The sequence below is a fragment of the Actinomadura barringtoniae genome, from assembly GCF_017573505.1.
GTDB lineage: Bacteria > Actinomycetota > Actinomycetes > Streptosporangiales > Streptosporangiaceae > Spirillospora > Spirillospora barringtoniae.
Window position 1 is genome coordinate 257993 of sequence record NZ_JAGEOJ010000015.1, and the last position, 14932, is coordinate 272924.

At 70.7% G+C, this 14932-nt stretch carries 15 protein-coding genes; 5 read left to right on the forward strand and 10 right to left on the reverse strand.

Translation table 11 applies throughout. From position 1 onward, the window contains the following. Positions 1–263 precede the first annotated feature (263 nt). On the forward strand, positions 264–653 hold the full coding sequence (locus J4573_RS34360) for a DUF5319 domain-containing protein (protein WP_208260096.1): 390 nt from the start codon (positions 264–266) through the stop codon (positions 651–653). 81 nt (positions 654–734) lie between these two features. Here J4573_RS34360 and J4573_RS34365 read toward each other — a convergent pair whose 3' ends face one another. From J4573_RS34365 to groES, 4 genes are all read right to left on the reverse strand, one after another. Continuing rightward, positions 735–1688, reverse strand: a complete 954-nt coding sequence (locus tag J4573_RS34365) for a hypothetical protein (protein WP_208260097.1) — start codon at positions 1686–1688, stop codon at positions 735–737. Then, complete coding sequence (locus tag J4573_RS34370) at positions 1685–2263, reverse strand: sigma-70 family RNA polymerase sigma factor (protein ID WP_372442941.1); 579 nt, start codon at positions 2261–2263, stop codon at positions 1685–1687. Before J4573_RS34370 ends, J4573_RS34365 begins: the two co-directional genes overlap by 4 nt. Positions 2264–2707: 444 nt before the next feature. Continuing rightward, positions 2708–4333: a chaperonin GroEL gene (gene groL, locus J4573_RS34375; RefSeq protein WP_208260099.1), complete on the reverse strand. Its 1626-nt coding sequence runs from the start codon at positions 4331–4333 to the stop codon at positions 2708–2710. Positions 4334–4438: 105 nt separating this feature from the next. Then, a complete protein-coding gene (groES, locus tag J4573_RS34380; RefSeq protein WP_443606252.1) occupies positions 4439–4747 on the reverse strand; it encodes a co-chaperone GroES in 309 nt (102 codons plus the stop codon). Between the two features lie 251 nt (positions 4748–4998). Between groES and J4573_RS34385 the strand changes: the two genes are divergently transcribed. The 4 genes from J4573_RS34385 (at position 4999) to J4573_RS34400 (ending at position 9943) form a co-directional block, all read left to right on the forward strand. Then, a complete protein-coding gene (locus tag J4573_RS34385; RefSeq protein WP_208260100.1) occupies positions 4999–6300 on the forward strand; it encodes a class I SAM-dependent methyltransferase in 1302 nt (433 codons plus the stop codon). Positions 6301–6494: 194 nt separating this feature from the next. Next, positions 6495–6701 carry a TFIIB-type zinc ribbon-containing protein gene (locus tag J4573_RS34390; protein WP_208260101.1) on the forward strand — a complete coding sequence of 69 codons (207 nt, stop codon included), beginning with the start codon at positions 6495–6497 and terminating at the stop codon, positions 6699–6701. A gap of 343 nt (positions 6702–7044) precedes the next feature. Continuing rightward, positions 7045–8544: a hypothetical protein gene (locus tag J4573_RS34395; protein ID WP_243773994.1), complete on the forward strand. Its 1500-nt coding sequence runs from the start codon at positions 7045–7047 to the stop codon at positions 8542–8544. Positions 8545–8782: 238 nt separating this feature from the next. Beyond that, the gene (locus J4573_RS34400; RefSeq protein ID WP_372442942.1) at positions 8783–9943 is read left to right on the forward strand and encodes an aminoglycoside phosphotransferase family protein; all 1161 of its coding nucleotides are present in this window, start codon (positions 8783–8785) and stop codon (positions 9941–9943) included. Between the two features lie 70 nt (positions 9944–10013). Here the strand turns inward: J4573_RS34400 and tsaD are convergent, their stop codons facing one another. The 6 genes from tsaD to J4573_RS34430 form a co-directional block, all read right to left on the reverse strand. Beyond that, the gene (tsaD, locus tag J4573_RS34405) at positions 10014–11051 is read right to left on the reverse strand and encodes a tRNA (adenosine(37)-N6)-threonylcarbamoyltransferase complex transferase subunit TsaD (protein ID WP_208260103.1); all 1038 of its coding nucleotides are present in this window, start codon (positions 11049–11051) and stop codon (positions 10014–10016) included. Beyond that, positions 11048–11605 (reverse strand): ribosomal protein S18-alanine N-acetyltransferase, encoded by a 558-nt coding sequence (gene rimI / locus J4573_RS34410; RefSeq protein WP_307797126.1) that lies wholly within the window; start codon positions 11603–11605, stop codon positions 11048–11050. The genes tsaD and rimI overlap by 4 nt, the downstream gene beginning before the upstream one ends. Then, positions 11602–12288 carry a tRNA (adenosine(37)-N6)-threonylcarbamoyltransferase complex dimerization subunit type 1 TsaB gene (gene tsaB / locus J4573_RS34415; RefSeq protein WP_208260108.1) on the reverse strand — a complete coding sequence of 229 codons (687 nt, stop codon included), beginning with the start codon at positions 12286–12288 and terminating at the stop codon, positions 11602–11604. Before tsaB ends, rimI begins: the two co-directional genes overlap by 4 nt. Before the next feature lie 64 nt (positions 12289–12352). Then, complete coding sequence (locus tag J4573_RS34420; RefSeq protein ID WP_208260109.1) at positions 12353–13195, reverse strand: hypothetical protein; 843 nt, start codon at positions 13193–13195, stop codon at positions 12353–12355. Between the two features lie 128 nt (positions 13196–13323). Next, entirely contained in the window at positions 13324–13758 is a 435-nt protein-coding gene (gene tsaE / locus J4573_RS34425) for a tRNA (adenosine(37)-N6)-threonylcarbamoyltransferase complex ATPase subunit type 1 TsaE (protein ID WP_208260230.1), read from the reverse strand. Positions 13759–13831: 73 nt separating this feature from the next. Beyond that, entirely contained in the window at positions 13832–14932 is a 1101-nt protein-coding gene (locus J4573_RS34430; RefSeq protein WP_208260110.1) for an alpha/beta fold hydrolase, read from the reverse strand.

Sequence of the window (14932 nt, forward strand, 5' to 3'; positions counted from 1 at the left end):
TTGATGACACTCCGTAACGCCGGACGGGCCCTGCCGAATTCCCGCGGACCTCGGGCGAACCCCAGGCGGGCCGCCGGTGATCCGCGAGTGATCGCAAGGGGTTTCGCGCGGCGCCTCCGCCCGCCCGTCCCCGCCCGGGCCCGGTACCGGACATTAAAGAAACCCCCTGTGGGCCTTTGCGGAACGCCCCCGAGGGGTGACTGTTCGCGTACAGAAGAGACAGGGGGTGCACCTGCCCCGGTGAGGCGCAGTAGCGTGGGGGTGTGCACGACGATGCCCCGCTCGACCCGTTCGCCGGTGATCCGGAGGATCCGGCGGCGTCACTCGGCGACCCTGGGGAAGAGGTCGCTCCGCTCAGCGTGGCGGAGCGAGAAGACGTGCTGGCCGACCTCGCCGACCTCGAGGTGTTCCGGGCGCTGCTGGAGCCGCTCGGCGTACGCGGGCTGACCGTCGACTGCGGCGACTGCGGCAAGCTCCACTACATCGACTGGGACCTCCTGCACGGCAACCTCCGCCACCTGCTCGACCAGGGCCTGCCCCGCGTGCACGAGCCCGCCCTGGCCCCCGACCCGGTCGACTACGTCAGCTGGGAGTACGCCCGCGGCTACGTCGACGGCGTCATCGACAGCGAAGAGGGCCGCGACAACGACTGACGCCCGCCGCATCGGTCAGTGGTCGTCCTTGGCCAGTGGTCGTTCTCGTCAGTGGTCGTCCTTGGTCAGTGGTCGTTCTCGTCAGTGGTCGTTCCGGTACTTGTCGATCCGCTTCTGCGCCTGCCTGCGGATGTCCTCGAGCTTCTTGCGCGTGTCGTCGGAGTCGTGCCGCGGCGGCGGGAACTGCCAGGGCGTGCCGTGGGTCCCGCGCGGCGTCGGGCGCGGCTTGAGCAGGTCTTCGAGGCGCTGCTTGAGGTCCTCGATCTGCTTGCGCACCTGATCGTCCTTGGTGCCCTTGCCGTCGGTCCGTTCATGCCCGCCGGGCCGCGCCACGGGCGCGGGCGCCGGGTCGGGCTGCTTCTTCGGCTCGGCAGGCGCCGTGGAACGGGCGTCCTCGGAGAGTCCCGGCTTGTCGGGCGCGGGCGCCGAACGGTGCTCGGCGATCCCGCCACCGGCCGCCGCCACCCCCGTACTGGCCAGAACCGCCCCGGCCACGCCGAGCGCCACGATCGTGCGCGACCCGCGCCGCCGCCCGCCCCCTGCCGTCGACGGCGTCGCCCCCGCCTCCGCGGGCGCGTCGCCATCCGCGTCAGCGTCCCCATCGCCCCGCCGAGCCGCGGACGCCGCCTGAGCGATCGCGACCGCCGGGGCGGCAGATGTCTCCGGGGCCGTGACGGCGGTGGTCGCGGGGGTCTCGTCGACGTCGGCGATGAGGGCGCGGAGGAGGCGTACGGCCGGATCTCCGGAAGCGCTCTCTGGAGCGCCGAGCGCGCCGGTCTTGGGCTCGGGCGCGGGGACGAGCGGCAGGACGTGATCGGGGTCGGTGGAGCCGATCGGGTCGGTGGAGCCGGACGGCTCAGAGGCCGCAACGCGGCGAGCCGCCAGGGCGTCGAAAATCGCGTCGGTACGGCGCACGGCGCTGAGGTCGGCTGTGCCCGCGCGAGAGTCTGGGGTCGAAGGCTCGGCCGGATCCGGGGTCTCGTGGCCGTGCTCCGCCCCCGTGGCTTCGCCCCGCCGCGCCCGGTGTTCCGTCAAGCGATCGACTCCTCTCTGGCCATCGCCCGCAGCCGGGCCAGGGCCCGGTGCTGCGCGACGCGTACGGCCCCCGCGGACATGCCCAGCACATTACCGGTCTCCTCCGCCGACAGCCCCGCCACCACTCGCAGCAACACCAGCTCACGCTGGTGGTCGGGCAGGCGCGTCAGCAGATCGCGGGCGCGCTGTGCCTCGATGTAGCGCACGACGGTCTCCTCGGGACCCGGCCGGTCGTCCGGCCCGTCCGGGAGATCCTCGGTCGGCACGGCCGCACGGACGGCACTGCGCAGCGCGTCGGCGATCTTGTGCGCGGCGATGCCGAAGACGAACGAGGCGAACGGGCGTCCCATGTCGCGGTAGCGCGGCAGCGCGGACAGCACCGCGATGCAGACCTCCTGGGCCACGTCGTCGGCGATGTGGTACTGCCCCGACACCCGGCCGAGGCGGGCCCGGCAGTAGCGCACGACCATCGGGCGCACGTGCCCGATGAGCATCTCGATCGCGCCCGGGTCGCCCTGCACGGCAAGGCTCGTCAGTTCCTTCAGGTCGCCTTCGTCGGCTTTCGCCGTACGCACGACCCGCACCCCTCGACCGACATCGCGAGCTGTCGGGGGGGCGTTCCCCCCCGAGAGCTCGGTAGCGCGCGCGGTCGTGGTCCCGGCGAAAGCTCCCTCGGTCACGTAGAGCATGATGCCCAGCGGGCTGGGGCCTGTCTCCACTGTCCACGACAACGGAATGGTCACAGTGCGGGGACGAGCCTGCCGATATTACGTAACGCGGTCATCCGACCGCGCACGGTGTCGCGAATGTCCCACGTCACACTACAAATAGCTGCATACAGCTCAGCAAGGGACGAATACCTACGATCACGGCAACCGGGGCGAACAACGAAGGCCCCCATCCGAAACCGGATGGGGGCCCTCGTTCGTGCGCGGGAACGATCGGTGACGACCGTCCCGGTGATCAGTGACCGGCGAACGACCGGTGGCCGCCCGGGCGATCAGTGATCGTTCAGCCGATCAGTGGCCGTGACCGTGACCGTGACCGTGACCGCCGGCGGGCTCCTCGGCCTCCTCCGGCTTGTCCACCACGAGCGCCTCGGTCGTCAGCAGCATGCCCGCGATGGACGCGGCGTTGCTGACGGCCGAACGGGTGACCTTCACCGGGTCGAGGACGCCCTGGGCGACCAGGTCGCCGTACTCGCCGGTGGCGGCGTTGAAGCCGTGCCCGAGCGGCAGGTCCTGGACCTTGGACACCACGACGTAGCCCTGCTGGCCCGCGTTCTCCGAGATCCACCGCAGCGGCTCGACGAGCGCGCTGCGCAGCGCCTCGGCGCCGGTGGCCTCGTCGCCCGTCAGGCCGAGCGCGTCCACGCCGCCCTTGGCGACATCGACCAGGGCGGTGCCGCCGCCGGCGACGATGCCCTCCTCGATGGCCGCGCGGGTCGCCGAGATGGCGTCCTCGAGGCGGTGCTTCTTCTCCTTCAGCTCCACCTCGGTGGCGGCGCCGACGCGCAGCACGCAGACCCCGCCGGCCAGCTTGGCCAGGCGCTCCTGCAGCTTCTCGCGGTCCCAGTCGGAGTCGCTGTTCTCGATCTCGACCTTGATCTGGTTGATCCGGGACTGGATCTCGCCCTGGTCGCCCTCGCCATCGACGACGGTGGTGGCGTCCTTGGTGACGGTGATCCGGCGGGCCTTGCCCAGGTCCTCCAGGCCGATGCCGTCCAGCTTCAGGCCGATGGCCTCGCTGACGACCTGGCCACCGGTCAGGGCGGCCATGTCGCCGAGCATCGCCTTGCGGCGGTCGCCGAAGCCGGGCGCCTTGACCGCGACCGACAGGAAGGTGCCGCGGATCTTGTTGGCCACCAGCAGCGCCAGGGCCTCGCCCTCGACGTCCTCGGCCACGACCAGCAGCGGCTTCTTGGTCTGGGCGACCTTCTCGGCCAGCGGCAGGAACTCCTGCACGTTGGAGATCTTGCCGTCCACGATCAGCACGTAGGCGTCCTCGAGGACGGCCTCCATGCGCTCGGGGTCGGTCACCATGTGCGGCGACAGGTAGCCCTTGTCGAACTGGAGGCCCTCGGTGAACTCCAGCTCCAGGCCGAAGGTGTGCGCCTCCTCGACGGTGATGACACCGTCCTTGCCGACCTTCTCGAACGCCTCGGCGATCAGCTCACCGATCTTGGCGTCCTGCGCGGAGATGGTCGCGACACCGGCGATGTCGCTCTTCTCCTCGATCTCGCGGGCGACCTTCAGCAGCTGGTCGGAGACGTAGGCCGCGGCCTGGTCCATGCCCCGCTTGAGGCCGAGCGGCGAGGCACCGGCCGCCACGTTGCGCAGGCCCTCGCGTACGAGCGCCTGGGCCAGCACGGTGGCGGTGGTGGTGCCGTCACCGGCGACGTCGTTGGTCTTGGTCGCCACTTCCTTGGCGAGCTGGGCCCCGAGGTTCTCGTACGGGTCCTCCAGCTCCACCTCGCGGGCGATGGTGACGCCGTCGTTGGTGATGGTCGGCGCGCCGAACTTCTTGTCGATGACGACGTTGCGGCCGCGCGGGCCGATGGTCACCTTGACGGCGTCCGCGAGAGCGTTGACGCCGCGCTCAAGAGCCCGGCGAGCGTCCTCGTCGAATTCCAGGATCTTCGCCATGCGGAAAACTCCCAAATTGCGTATACGGGGAGCACAGTCACGCGACCGCCCCGGATCGCCCCTCAAGCGGGCGATTCCGGGGCGGCTGCATCACGTCTCGGGTGATTACTTCTCGATGATCGCGAGCACGTCGCGCGCCGAGAGAACGAGGTACTCCTCGTTGTTGTACTTGACCTCGGTGCCCCCGTACTTGCTGTACAGGACGATGTCGCCGACGCTGACGTCGAGCGGCACGCGGTCGCCCTTGTCGTCGACGCGGCCCGGGCCGACCGCAAGGACGGTGCCCTCCTGGGGCTTCTCCTTGGCGGTGTCGGGAATGACAAGGCCCGACGCGGTGGTGGTCTCGGCCTCGAGCGGCTGGACCACGATGCGGTCCTCGAGCGGCTTGAGAGCAACCTTGGTGGCGGTCGTCACGATCTGACCTCCCCTTCGTGGTGTCCTCGGTCGACCATCGGTGGCCGACCGCACATGTGGCAGAAGAGGCGACCCTGGACCGGCCTGTCGTCGCGGGTGCCAGACCGACCTTTGTGTCGCTGTGTGGTTGGCACTCTCGCATTGAGAGTGCCAGTCATGGAGACTATGCAATGCCCGGTAACCCGTCAACACGAACACGGTCGCCCCCGGCACCGACCTCCGCCGTTCACCCGGCCGCTACCGTCCACCCTATGGACCTTGAGGCGTTCCTCGGCCTGCTCACCCCGGATGGCCAGGCGGTTCTCGCCGCCGCGGGCGCCTCTGACGTCTCGGAGGACGCCCTCATCTCGACGGCCGCACGACTGCGCAAGAGCCACCCCGCGGAGCTGGTGGCGGCCGCTCTCACTCAGGTCCGTCTGCGCGAACGCGCCCGCGCGAAGTTCGGCGAGGATGCCGCCCGCATGTACTTCACCCCGGCCGGGCTTGAGCAGTCCACGCGCGCGAGCGTCGCCGCCCACCGAGCCCACCGCTTCACCGCCCACCGCTTCACCGCCCACCGAACCGCAGACCGAACCGCAGACCGAACCGCAGACCGAACCGCCGATGGAAACGTTTCCACTGCGCGCGAGGCGGAGACCTCGCGCCGGGCGGAGGCTGCGCGTGGGGTGTTGGAGCTGGGGTGCGGGATCGGGGGTGACCTCATCTCGCGGGGGCGTGCGGGGGTGCCGGGGGTGGGGGTGGAGCTTGATCCGCTGACGGCCGCGGTGGCTCGGGCGAATGTCGACGCGTTCGGGCTGACGGAGCTGGTTTCCGTACGAGAGGGCGATGCCGCCGAGGAGGACCCTCGGGGGTTCGCTGCGGTGTTCGCGGATCCGGGGCGGCGGACAGGGCGGGGGCGGGTCTTTGATCCGAAGGCTTATCAGCCGCCGCTGGACATGGTCCTGGAGCTGGCTTCACGTGCGCCGGGAGGGTGCGTGAAGGTGGCGCCCGGGATCCCGTACGAGGCGATCCCGGAGGGGGCGGAGGCCGAGTGGGTCTCGGTGGGCGGCGAGGTGAAGGAGGCCGCGCTGTGGCTCGGGGAGCTGGCCGGTGATGTCGGGCGGCGGGCGACGCTGATCTCAGGCGCGGAGACGGTGACGCTGACGCCCGGGGCGGTCGAGCCCCGGGTCAAGAATTGGGGTCGGTATCTGTACGAGCCGGACGGGGCCGTCATCCGGGCTCATCTCGTCGCCGAGGTGGCGGAGATGGTCGGGGGCGGGCTCGCGGATCCGCAGATCGCGTACGTGACCGGGGACGAGCTGGTGGAAACGCCGTTCGCGAGCGCCTACGAGATCGAGGACGTGATGCCGTTCTCGCTGAAGCGGCTGCGGGCCGAGGTGCGGCGGCGGGAGGTCGGGGCACTGACGCTCAAGAAGCGCGGGTCGGCGGTGGACCTGGAGCGGCTGCGGCGTGATCTGGGATTGCGGAAGACCAAAGGCGGACCGGAACTCGTGGTCGTCCTGACGCGGGTCGATACGGCCCCGGTGGCGTTGCTGACACGCCCGATACGCTGAACTCCCGTTAATCAATCCGAAAGATCTTCGCCCGGCGCGGGAACGCCAAGCAGGCGGGCGCAACTCGCCACGGCAGAGCAAATCCTTACGCGCTTTCCGGCATTGCGCTCACTATGGTTAGCGACCAAGGGGCAAGGTCGTTATCCACGGGGCGCGAAACGGCGTACCTTGATCATCACCCGGGGAGGCGGCCGATGCACTGCCCCAAATGCCGTGCCGAAATGGTCGGCTACCAGCGCGACGGGATCCTGATCGAGCAGTGCACCGCCTGCCGGGCCGTGCTCATAGGGGAATACGAGCTGGTCAAGCTGGTCGAGACGTGCGGCTGCAGTCTCCCGCCGCCGCTGCCCAGCAACGGTCACGGCGGCCGGGCGTACGAGGGACGTCACCGCCGGTTTTAGGCAGATCGCCCGAATCAGGGCAGAGGTAATGATCGCCCACTTTCCGCACCACTCGGGAAAGAAGCGCATTCCACAGAACTCGTAATGTTCTTTGCTCCCTCTAATAAGCGCCCGGCGGACGCACTACAGTTGGCTTCTTCACGATTCATTGCCGCGCACCATTTCATCGCGTCGGCACACGAAGGAGCATCGGGTGGAAACGAATCACAACTTCCTGCAGACGGGGGGTCAACCGGTTTCGGACCGGATGCGGGAGTTGCTCGCCCGTGCGGCGCAGGACCACGTCTATGAACAGCGCTCACAGGGTCAGGTCCTGGATGAGATACGCCAGCGACTGGAAGGTATGGAGTGGCTGCTGCGGGAGGTCCGGGAGCGGGAGCTCAACGGGCTGACGGGGCAGCTGGACAGTGTGCGGGGTCAGGTCGACGAGCTGTCGGCCAAGCCGCCGGAATGGGCCGAGGGGCTTGCCGAGCACATCGAGGCGGTGGGCGACCGCATCAAGCCGGTGGCCGAGCTGCCCGCGCTCTGGGCCGACGTCGGTGTGGTCGCCGAGAACGTCGATGAGGGCCTCTCCCGGCTGCAGGCGGTCCTGGACTCCGCGCAGAACATCACCGACGCCACCCAGCAGGCGTCGCAGCGGATGGAGGAGATGACCAAGCGCCTGGACAAGCTCCAGGGCAGCATGGAAGCCGCCTCCGTGCGCTTCAACCGGCTGGACAAGTCCCTCGCCGAACTCGGGCACCGGGCGGAGAAGCTCGAGCATTCGATCAACGGGGTCACCACCCGCGTCGACCAGTCGCTGGGTGAGATGGCCGAGCGGGTCGACCAGGGTTTGGAGGCCGTGAACGGCAGGGTCGAGGGCGTCGGCGGCCGGCTGGACGGGCTCGACGGGCGTCTGGACGGGCTCGATGGCCGACTCGAGGGGCTGTCGGGCAAGCTGGACGGGCTGGACGGCAGGTTCGAGGGCGTCGACGACCGCATCGACGGGGTCAACGACCGCATCGGGCAGCTCCCCGCCACGCTGGAGATCTCCGAGCTGCACCGGCGTCTCACCGAGCTGGCGCAGCGTCCGGTGGTCGACCACAGCGACCGTTTCGACGCGCTGGAGAAGCACCTCGTCGACGCGGTCGACCCGCTGATCGAGGAGCTGCGGGCCAGGCCGGACCGGGACGAGGTCAAGGCGACCATGTCCCAGATCGCCGAGACGGCCTACAGCGACGTCGCCAAGCGCATGGACGAGTTCTCCCGCCGGTTCGAGGACGTGCACGAGGACGTCCGCAAGCGGATCGAGGGGATCCACGAGGAGGTCACCAAGAAGGTCGACGGCGCCCTGGAGGAGTTCACCAACCAGGTGGACATCGTCTCCCGCCGCGTCGAGTCGGTGCACACCGACGTCACCAAGCAGGTCGAGTCCGTGCACACCGAGGTGTCCCGCCAGGTCACCGGTGTCCACGACGACGTCACCAAGCGGATCGACGGGATCCACGAGAACGTGACCAAGCAGGTCGACGGCATTCACGAGGACGTGACCAAGCAGGTCGACGGCATTCATGAGGACGTCGCCAAGAAGGTCGGCGGCGCCGCCGAGGAGTTCGCCAAGCGGTTCGACGGCGTCACCGACGAGGTGACCCGCCGCGCCGAGGCCGTTCAGCTGGAGGTCGGCAAGCGCTTTGAGAACGTGCAGGACGAGGTCGGCAAGAAGGTCGACAGCGTCCATGACGACGTCACCAAGCAGGTGACCGCCGTGCACGAGGACGTTCTGAAGCGGCTCTCCACGCTGGAGGAGACGATGCTGGCGCTCGCCGAGGCACTGCTGCGTCCGCGCCGCGAAGGCAAGGACTGAGGCCCAGTGGCGGGGCGCTCCCTCCCGGTTCCGGGGGCGCTCCGCCAAGGCCGTCCGGTTTCACCCGGCCCGCACGCCGTTCCGCCAAGACCGCGCGATGCTCCGCCAAGGCCGCACCACCTGATCCCCCAGTCACCCCCTTTCCCCCGCCCACATCTTCCGTTTAGCGCCATGACGTGCGTTTCGTTACGTTCCGGGTTTACAAAATCACTCTCAATACCCATCGGAATCCGTTTTCATGGAAGTCGTGACCAAGAGTCCGGCACTCCGCCTACCGAACGGCGCACCGCCCAGCCGCTCGACCCTGCGATGGGTCGAGCAGTGCCTCGGCCAGGGCGCCTCGGTGAAGATGGTCCGCCCCCTGGCGGGCGGCGTCGCGCACGTCAACCACGCGGTGCTCGCCGAGAGCCGCTCGGGCAGCGCCCACCGGCTCGTCCTGCGCCGCTGGCTGCCCGCCCACCTGACCGCGCCCGCCGCCCCGGCCGATCCCGCGCCGAACGTCGCGTCCTCCCCGAACGTCGCGTCGACCACGGACCTGGCAGCAGGCCCGGACCTCGCGTCCACCACGGACCTGGCATCGGCCTCAGGCTCCGCGTCGCGCATGCCGGCGTCGCGCGTACCCGCGATCGGCGGGCCGACGCTCAGCGTGAGCCCGGGCTTCAGCGCGGGCATGATGGCGAGCGGCCGCGGCGGTGCCGAGTTCTCGCCGGAACGTGAGATCGCCGCACTCGCCCTGCTCGCCGGCTGCGAGCTGCCGACCCCCTCGCTCGTCGCCGCCGACCCCGGCGGCGCCTACGCGGACGCTCCAGCGCTGCTCATCACCCGCCTGATCGGCCATCCGCCGCGGCCCGCACCTGAGGACCTCCCCGAGTACCTGATCCAGCTCGCCGCCGCGCTGCTGAGCGTGCACGCGCTGAACGGCGCGTCCACGATGCCGCCGTACAACCCGTACAACCGGCTCGGCGTGCGGCTGCCGCCCAAGCACGCGCTGCGCCCCGAGGTGTGGGAGAGCGCCTTCGACGTCGCCGCGCGGCCCGCGCCCGAGGCGCCGTCGCGCTTCATCCACCGCGACTACCACCCCGACAACACGCTCTGGTCGTACGGGCGCCTCACCGGCGTCGTCGACTGGTCGGACGCCTCGTACGGACCCGTCGCGGTCGACATCGCGCAGATGCGGCTGAGCCTGGTGCTGCGGTACGGCCAGGCCGCCGCCGACCGCTTCCTGGCCGCGTTCGACCAGGTGTCGGGCGGCTACCGGCACGACCCGTTCTGGGACATCCGGGCCGTGCTCGACCTCCTGCCCGAGGACTCCCACCGGGTCCTGGACGAGGCCCAGATCCCGCTCTTCGAAGAGCACCTGGCCACCCAGCTCGCCGAGCTCGGAGCGCCCACCCCCTGAAACCTCGCCGATCTTGCTCTCAGCGCCCTTCCACGCGCGAATGAAGGGCGCTGAGAGCAAGATCGGCGTATTAGAGGCGAATGGTCTCGATGGGGAGGCTGGAGTCGGCGGGGAGGTCGAGCTCGGAGGGGGCCAGGCCGGAGGCGACCAGCTCGGAGCCGAGGGCCGCGACCATCGCGCCGTTGTCGGTGCACAGCTTCGGCCTCGGCACGCGCACCCGTACGCCCACCGCCTCGCAGCGTTCCTTGGCGAGCGCGCGCAGGCGGGAGTTGGCCGCGACACCGCCGCCGATCAGCAGGTCGGTGACCTCGTTGTCCTTGCAGACCTTGAGCGCCTTGTGGGTCAGCACGTCCACCACGGCCTCCTGGAAGGACGCGGCGACGTCGGCCACCGGCACGGGCTCCCCGGCGCGTTCCCTGGCCTCGACCCAGCGGGCGACCGCGGTCTTGAGGCCGGAGAACGAGAAGTCGTAGGTGCCGTCGGCGTACTTGCCGCGCGGGAACGCGATCGCCGCCGGGTCGCCCTCACGGGCCATCCGGTCGATCACCGGCCCGCCCGGGAAGCCGAGGTCGAGCACGCGGGCGACCTTGTCGAACGCCTCGCCCGCCGCGTCGTCCACGGTGGAGCCCAGCGCCCGTACATCGGAGGCCACGTCCGGCACCAGCAGCAGCGAAGAGTGCCCGCCCGACACCAGCATGGCCACGCAGGGCTTGGGCAGCGGGCCGTGTTCGAGCTGGTCGACGGCCACATGGGCGGCGAGGTGGTTGACCCCGTACAGCGGCTTGCCGAGCGAGAGCGCGTACGCCTTGGCCGCCGCCACCCCGACCATCAGCGCGCCCGGCAGGCCGGGGCCGGCGGTCACGGCGAACGCGTCGATGTCCTCGAACGCCACGCCCGCATCGGCCAGCGCCCGTTCGACCGTCGGCGTCATCGCCTCCAGGTGCGCGCGCGAGGCCACCTCGGGCACCACGCCGCCGAACCGCGCGTGCTGGTCGACGCTGGAGGCGATCGCGTCGGCCAGCAGCGTGTGGCCGCGCACGATCCCGACGCCGGTCTCGTCGCAGGAGGTCTCGATCCCCAGGACCAGGGGCTCGGAGTCTCTGATCATGATTGCTCCCTGGTGAAGCCGACGGGCGCGCGGCGCGGCGCACGCTCAGTGTTTCCCGAGGGGGGACGACCCCCCGCGCCCCCCGAAGCGGCTCCGCCGCCCAGGTTGCGGCGCATCACGATCGCGTCCACCCCGGACGGCTGGTAGTAACGCTTGCGCAGCCCCACGCGGTCGAACCCGAACCGCTCGTACAGCCGGCGCGCGCGGTCGTTGTCGGCGCGCACCTCCAGGAACACCGCCTCGCTCCCCCGCCGCACCGCCTCGTCGAGCAACTCGGTCAGCAGCGCCGCGCCCACGCCACCGCCCTGATGGCCGGGCAGCACGCCGATCGTCTGAACGTCGGCCTGCCCGCCCGCGGCCGCCAGCCCGGCATAGCCGATGATCTCGCCCTCGGCGGTCTCGGCGACCACGTAGTGCCGGGTGCGCGGCTGGTCGTCGAGCTCGCCGCGGAGCATCTGCTCGCTCCACGCGTCCTCGGGGAACAGCTCGTGCTCCAGCCGCATCACGGCGGGTAGATCGTCGTACGTCATGGCCCGCAGGGTCGTCTCGCTCATGCGGGCGTGACCTTCTTGCGGGGACCGGGCTCCTTGGCGTCCGGGCGGCGCAGGTAGAGCGGCTCGGGCGGCAGCATCGTGGTGCGGACGGCGCCCGACAGGCGCGCCACGGCGAGCTCGGCCAGCGCGGTCGCGGACGGCAGCAGCGGCGCAGGGTCCTGGCCCCGCGTACCGAGAACGTCGGCGTAGAGCTCCGCGCCCTCGCCGATCACCGGCAGGTCGTCCGGCGCGTCCTCCCGTACGTCGGCGGCGGGGCCGACGGCCGGATCGGTGGCGCGCACGCCCTTGGAGTCGTAGCGGGCCCAGTAGACCTCCTTGCGGCGGGCGTCGGTCGCCACGGCGAACGGCGTCTCCCGGCCGGAGGCCCAGGCGATGATGTCCAGCGTGCACACGCCGTGCACCGGGATCTTCAGGGCCTCGCCCATCGCGCGGGCGGTCACCAGGCCGACGCGCAGCCCGGTGTACGGGCCGGGCCCCACCCCGACGACGATCGCGCTGAGATCACCCGGCGCCGCCCCCGCCTCGGCCATGACCTGGGCGATGGAGGGGGTGAGCAGCTCGGTGTGCCTGCGCCTGTCGACCGCCTCGGCGGCGCCGCGGCGCCCGACCCCCTCTCCGGGGGACCATTCATAGAGCGCGACGGTGACCGCGGCGGTTGCGGTGTCGAAAGCCAAGACCAGCACGAATTCAAAGCGTAGTGCAGCTCACGCGTACCGCGACCCGTACCGCGCAGGAGGTGGGGACCTGTCAGGAGGAGCTGAGGCCCGTGACCGCGCTCTTGGCCGTGTCGATCGCGCCCTTGATCGCGTTGCCCGCGTCCAGCGGCTCGCCGTGGTTGGCGCCCGAGTAGTGGATGGTCACCAGGACGTTCACCACGCGCACGTTGGCGATCGCCTCGCCCGAGCCCTGGCCCTTGTCCACGCTGTAGACGACGTAGCCCTCGTCGCCGACGTCGCTGAGCCGCTGCTTCTCGGTCAGCTCCTGGCCGCCCAGCAGGGACTTGCCCGACTCGTCGGCCTTCTGCTCACCCGAGAACGCGACCTTGGCGGCGGCGGTGGCGCTCTGTTCCTGGGCCCCGCTGATCGCGCGCAGCTCGACGGTCAGCTGCCGCTTGTTGCTGCCGGTGTACGCGCCCCAGACGCACTGGTTCTGGGTGTCGCTGTTCTGGTAGTTGTCGGCCTGAGTGCGGTCGGCGTTCGGGGCGAGCTTGCCGGCCAGGTCGTCGCCGACCAGCTGGCAGGCGTCCGGGACGACCGAACGCTCCCCGTTCGACATCGGCGTGCTGTCGGCGGCGCCGCTGCTGCTGACCGTGCCGCCCGAGGACCGCTCGCCGGCGTTCAGCCCGGTCATGATGGCGAACGCGGCGAGCACGCAGGCCCCGGCCCCGGCCACCACGCCCGCGAACACGAAGATCCAGCGCCTGCCGGAGCGGCGCTCCTCGCGGACGACCCTGTGGCTGCCGCTGCCCGTCCGCCGCGGGTCCTCGACGTACCGGTACCCGCCGCTGTTGCCCGCGCGGTAGCCCCCGGATCCCGCCGGATAGCTCCCGCTGTCAGAGCGGTGACTCCCGCTGCGATGGCTGCCACTCACCAGAACTCAACTCCCGTGGGGGAAAACCTGACATGTCACGCAGGTGAGGTTCGTTCCGGCAAAGAGTACGTCATGCCACCGCAAAGTGGTCGGATCACACTTACAGAAAAAACGGTTGATGTTTCCTGTCAGGCCAGGTCGTCGAGCATGCCGGCCCAGCGATGGCCGATTCCGGCGATCTTTACCGACCGTTTCTCGGAGCCGTCCTCGGCCTCCCGAGAAATGATCACTTCTAGTCGATCTTCGGTCAGGCCCTCGGCAAGACCCTCGCCCCATTCGACGATCGTGACCGATTCCCCGACCGAGGCGTCCAGGTCCAGATCGTCCAGCTCGGCGAACCCGCCCAGGCGGTAGGCGTCCACGTGCACCAGCGGCGGCCCGCCGCACAGCGACGGGTGCACCCGCGCGATGACGAAGGTCGGCGAGGTGATCGGCCCGCGCACCTTCAGCCCCTCGCCGATGCCCTGCGTGAGGGTGGTCTTGCCCGCGCCCAGGTCCCCGGTCAGCACCAGCAGGTCCCCCGCGCGCAGCAGCCCGGCCAGCCGCAGGCCCAGGTCCCGCATGTCCTCCGCCGCCGGCACCGAGATCGCCACGCTCACGCTCCGCCCTCCAACCACTTCACCACTACTCCACCCATCATGCGGTGCGTTCTTCCAGGCGGGGGCGGATGCGCTCGACGAGGCGACGCAGGCCGCCGGTGACCATGCCCGGGTATTCGAGGGGCAGGACGTGCCCGGCGTCGTCGACCTCGACCAGCTCGGCGTCCGGGACGGACTCGGCGATGAGGCGGCCGTGCGCGGCCGGGGTGAGGCGGTCCTCGCCGCCGGCCAGGACCAGCACGGGGACCTTGCCGATCACCTTGAGCGCGCCCGCCTTGTCGTGCGCCATCAAGGCCGGGTAGAACTCCGCGATCACATCGATCGGGGTCGCTCTGATCATCTGCTCGAGGAAGTCCACGACCGTCGGGCTGACGTACTTGTCGGCGAACGCCATCCGGCGGGTGACGAAGAACGCGATGTCGGCGCCGAGCCCGCGTGCGCGGTCGACCAGGACGGCCTGGCGGCCGAGGCCGCGCAGCGCGCCGGGCGCGAGCGGCCTGACCAGCTTGGCCACGACCAGGGGCAGCCCCATCGAGACCTCGGCCAGCGAGCCGCCGGAGGTGTTGATCAGCGCGACCGCCTTGACCTGGTCCTCGAAGACCTCGGGGTGGCTCTCGGCCAGCGCCATGATCGACATGCCGCCCATGGAGTGCCCGACCAGCACGACCGCGTCGCCGGGCCGGGTCGTGGCGCGCAGCACCGCGTACAGGTCCTCGCCGGTCTGGTCGATCGTCGCGTGCGTCGGCTTGCTGCGGCCCGAACGGCCATGGCTGCGCTGGTCCCAGAAGACCATCCGCGGCCGGGACGCCGGGCTCGCGTCGGCCCGTACGTCGGCGAGATCGCGGCGCTGGTAGTGCCAGGAGTCCTGGTTCAGCGTGTAGCCGTGGCAGAACACCAGCGTCAGCGGCGCGTCGTCCGGCCCGTCGATCTCCACGTGCAGCGGCAGCCCGTCGTCCGCCAGCACGGTGAGCTCGCGGCCGCGCAGTTCCCCGAACGGCTCGCCCGCGTCGGGGTCGGGGCGCAGCCGTACCCGCCCGACGGCCAGGTGCCGCAGCCCGACGGCGGCACCGATGCCCGCCGCGCCGACGCCCGCCACCGCGCCCGCGATGCCGAACCTGCGCTTGTTCTTACTGTCCAT

Coding starts and splice junctions, on each gene's coding strand:
- groL (WP_208260099.1), bottom strand. CDS start 4,333: ATGGCGAAGATCCTGGAATTCGACGAGGACGCTCGCCGGGCTCTTGAG.
- J4573_RS34385 (WP_208260100.1), top strand. CDS start 4,999: ATGGACCTTGAGGCGTTCCTCGGCCTGCTCACCCCGGATGGCCAGGCG.
- J4573_RS34390 (WP_208260101.1), top strand. CDS start 6,495: ATGCACTGCCCCAAATGCCGTGCCGAAATGGTCGGCTACCAGCGCGAC.
- J4573_RS34395 (WP_243773994.1), top strand. CDS start 7,045: ATGGAGTGGCTGCTGCGGGAGGTCCGGGAGCGGGAGCTCAACGGGCTG.
- J4573_RS34400 (WP_372442942.1), top strand. CDS start 8,783: ATGGAAGTCGTGACCAAGAGTCCGGCACTCCGCCTACCGAACGGCGCA.
- tsaD (WP_208260103.1), bottom strand. CDS start 11,051: ATGATCAGAGACTCCGAGCCCCTGGTCCTGGGGATCGAGACCTCCTGC.
- rimI (WP_307797126.1), bottom strand. CDS start 11,605: ATGAGCGAGACGACCCTGCGGGCCATGACGTACGACGATCTACCCGCC.
- tsaE (WP_208260230.1), bottom strand. CDS start 13,758: ATGCGGGACCTGGGCCTGCGGCTGGCCGGGCTGCTGCGCGCGGGGGAC.
- J4573_RS34430 (WP_208260110.1), bottom strand. CDS start 14,932: ATGGACAGTAAGAACAAGCGCAGGTTCGGCATCGCGGGCGCGGTGGCG.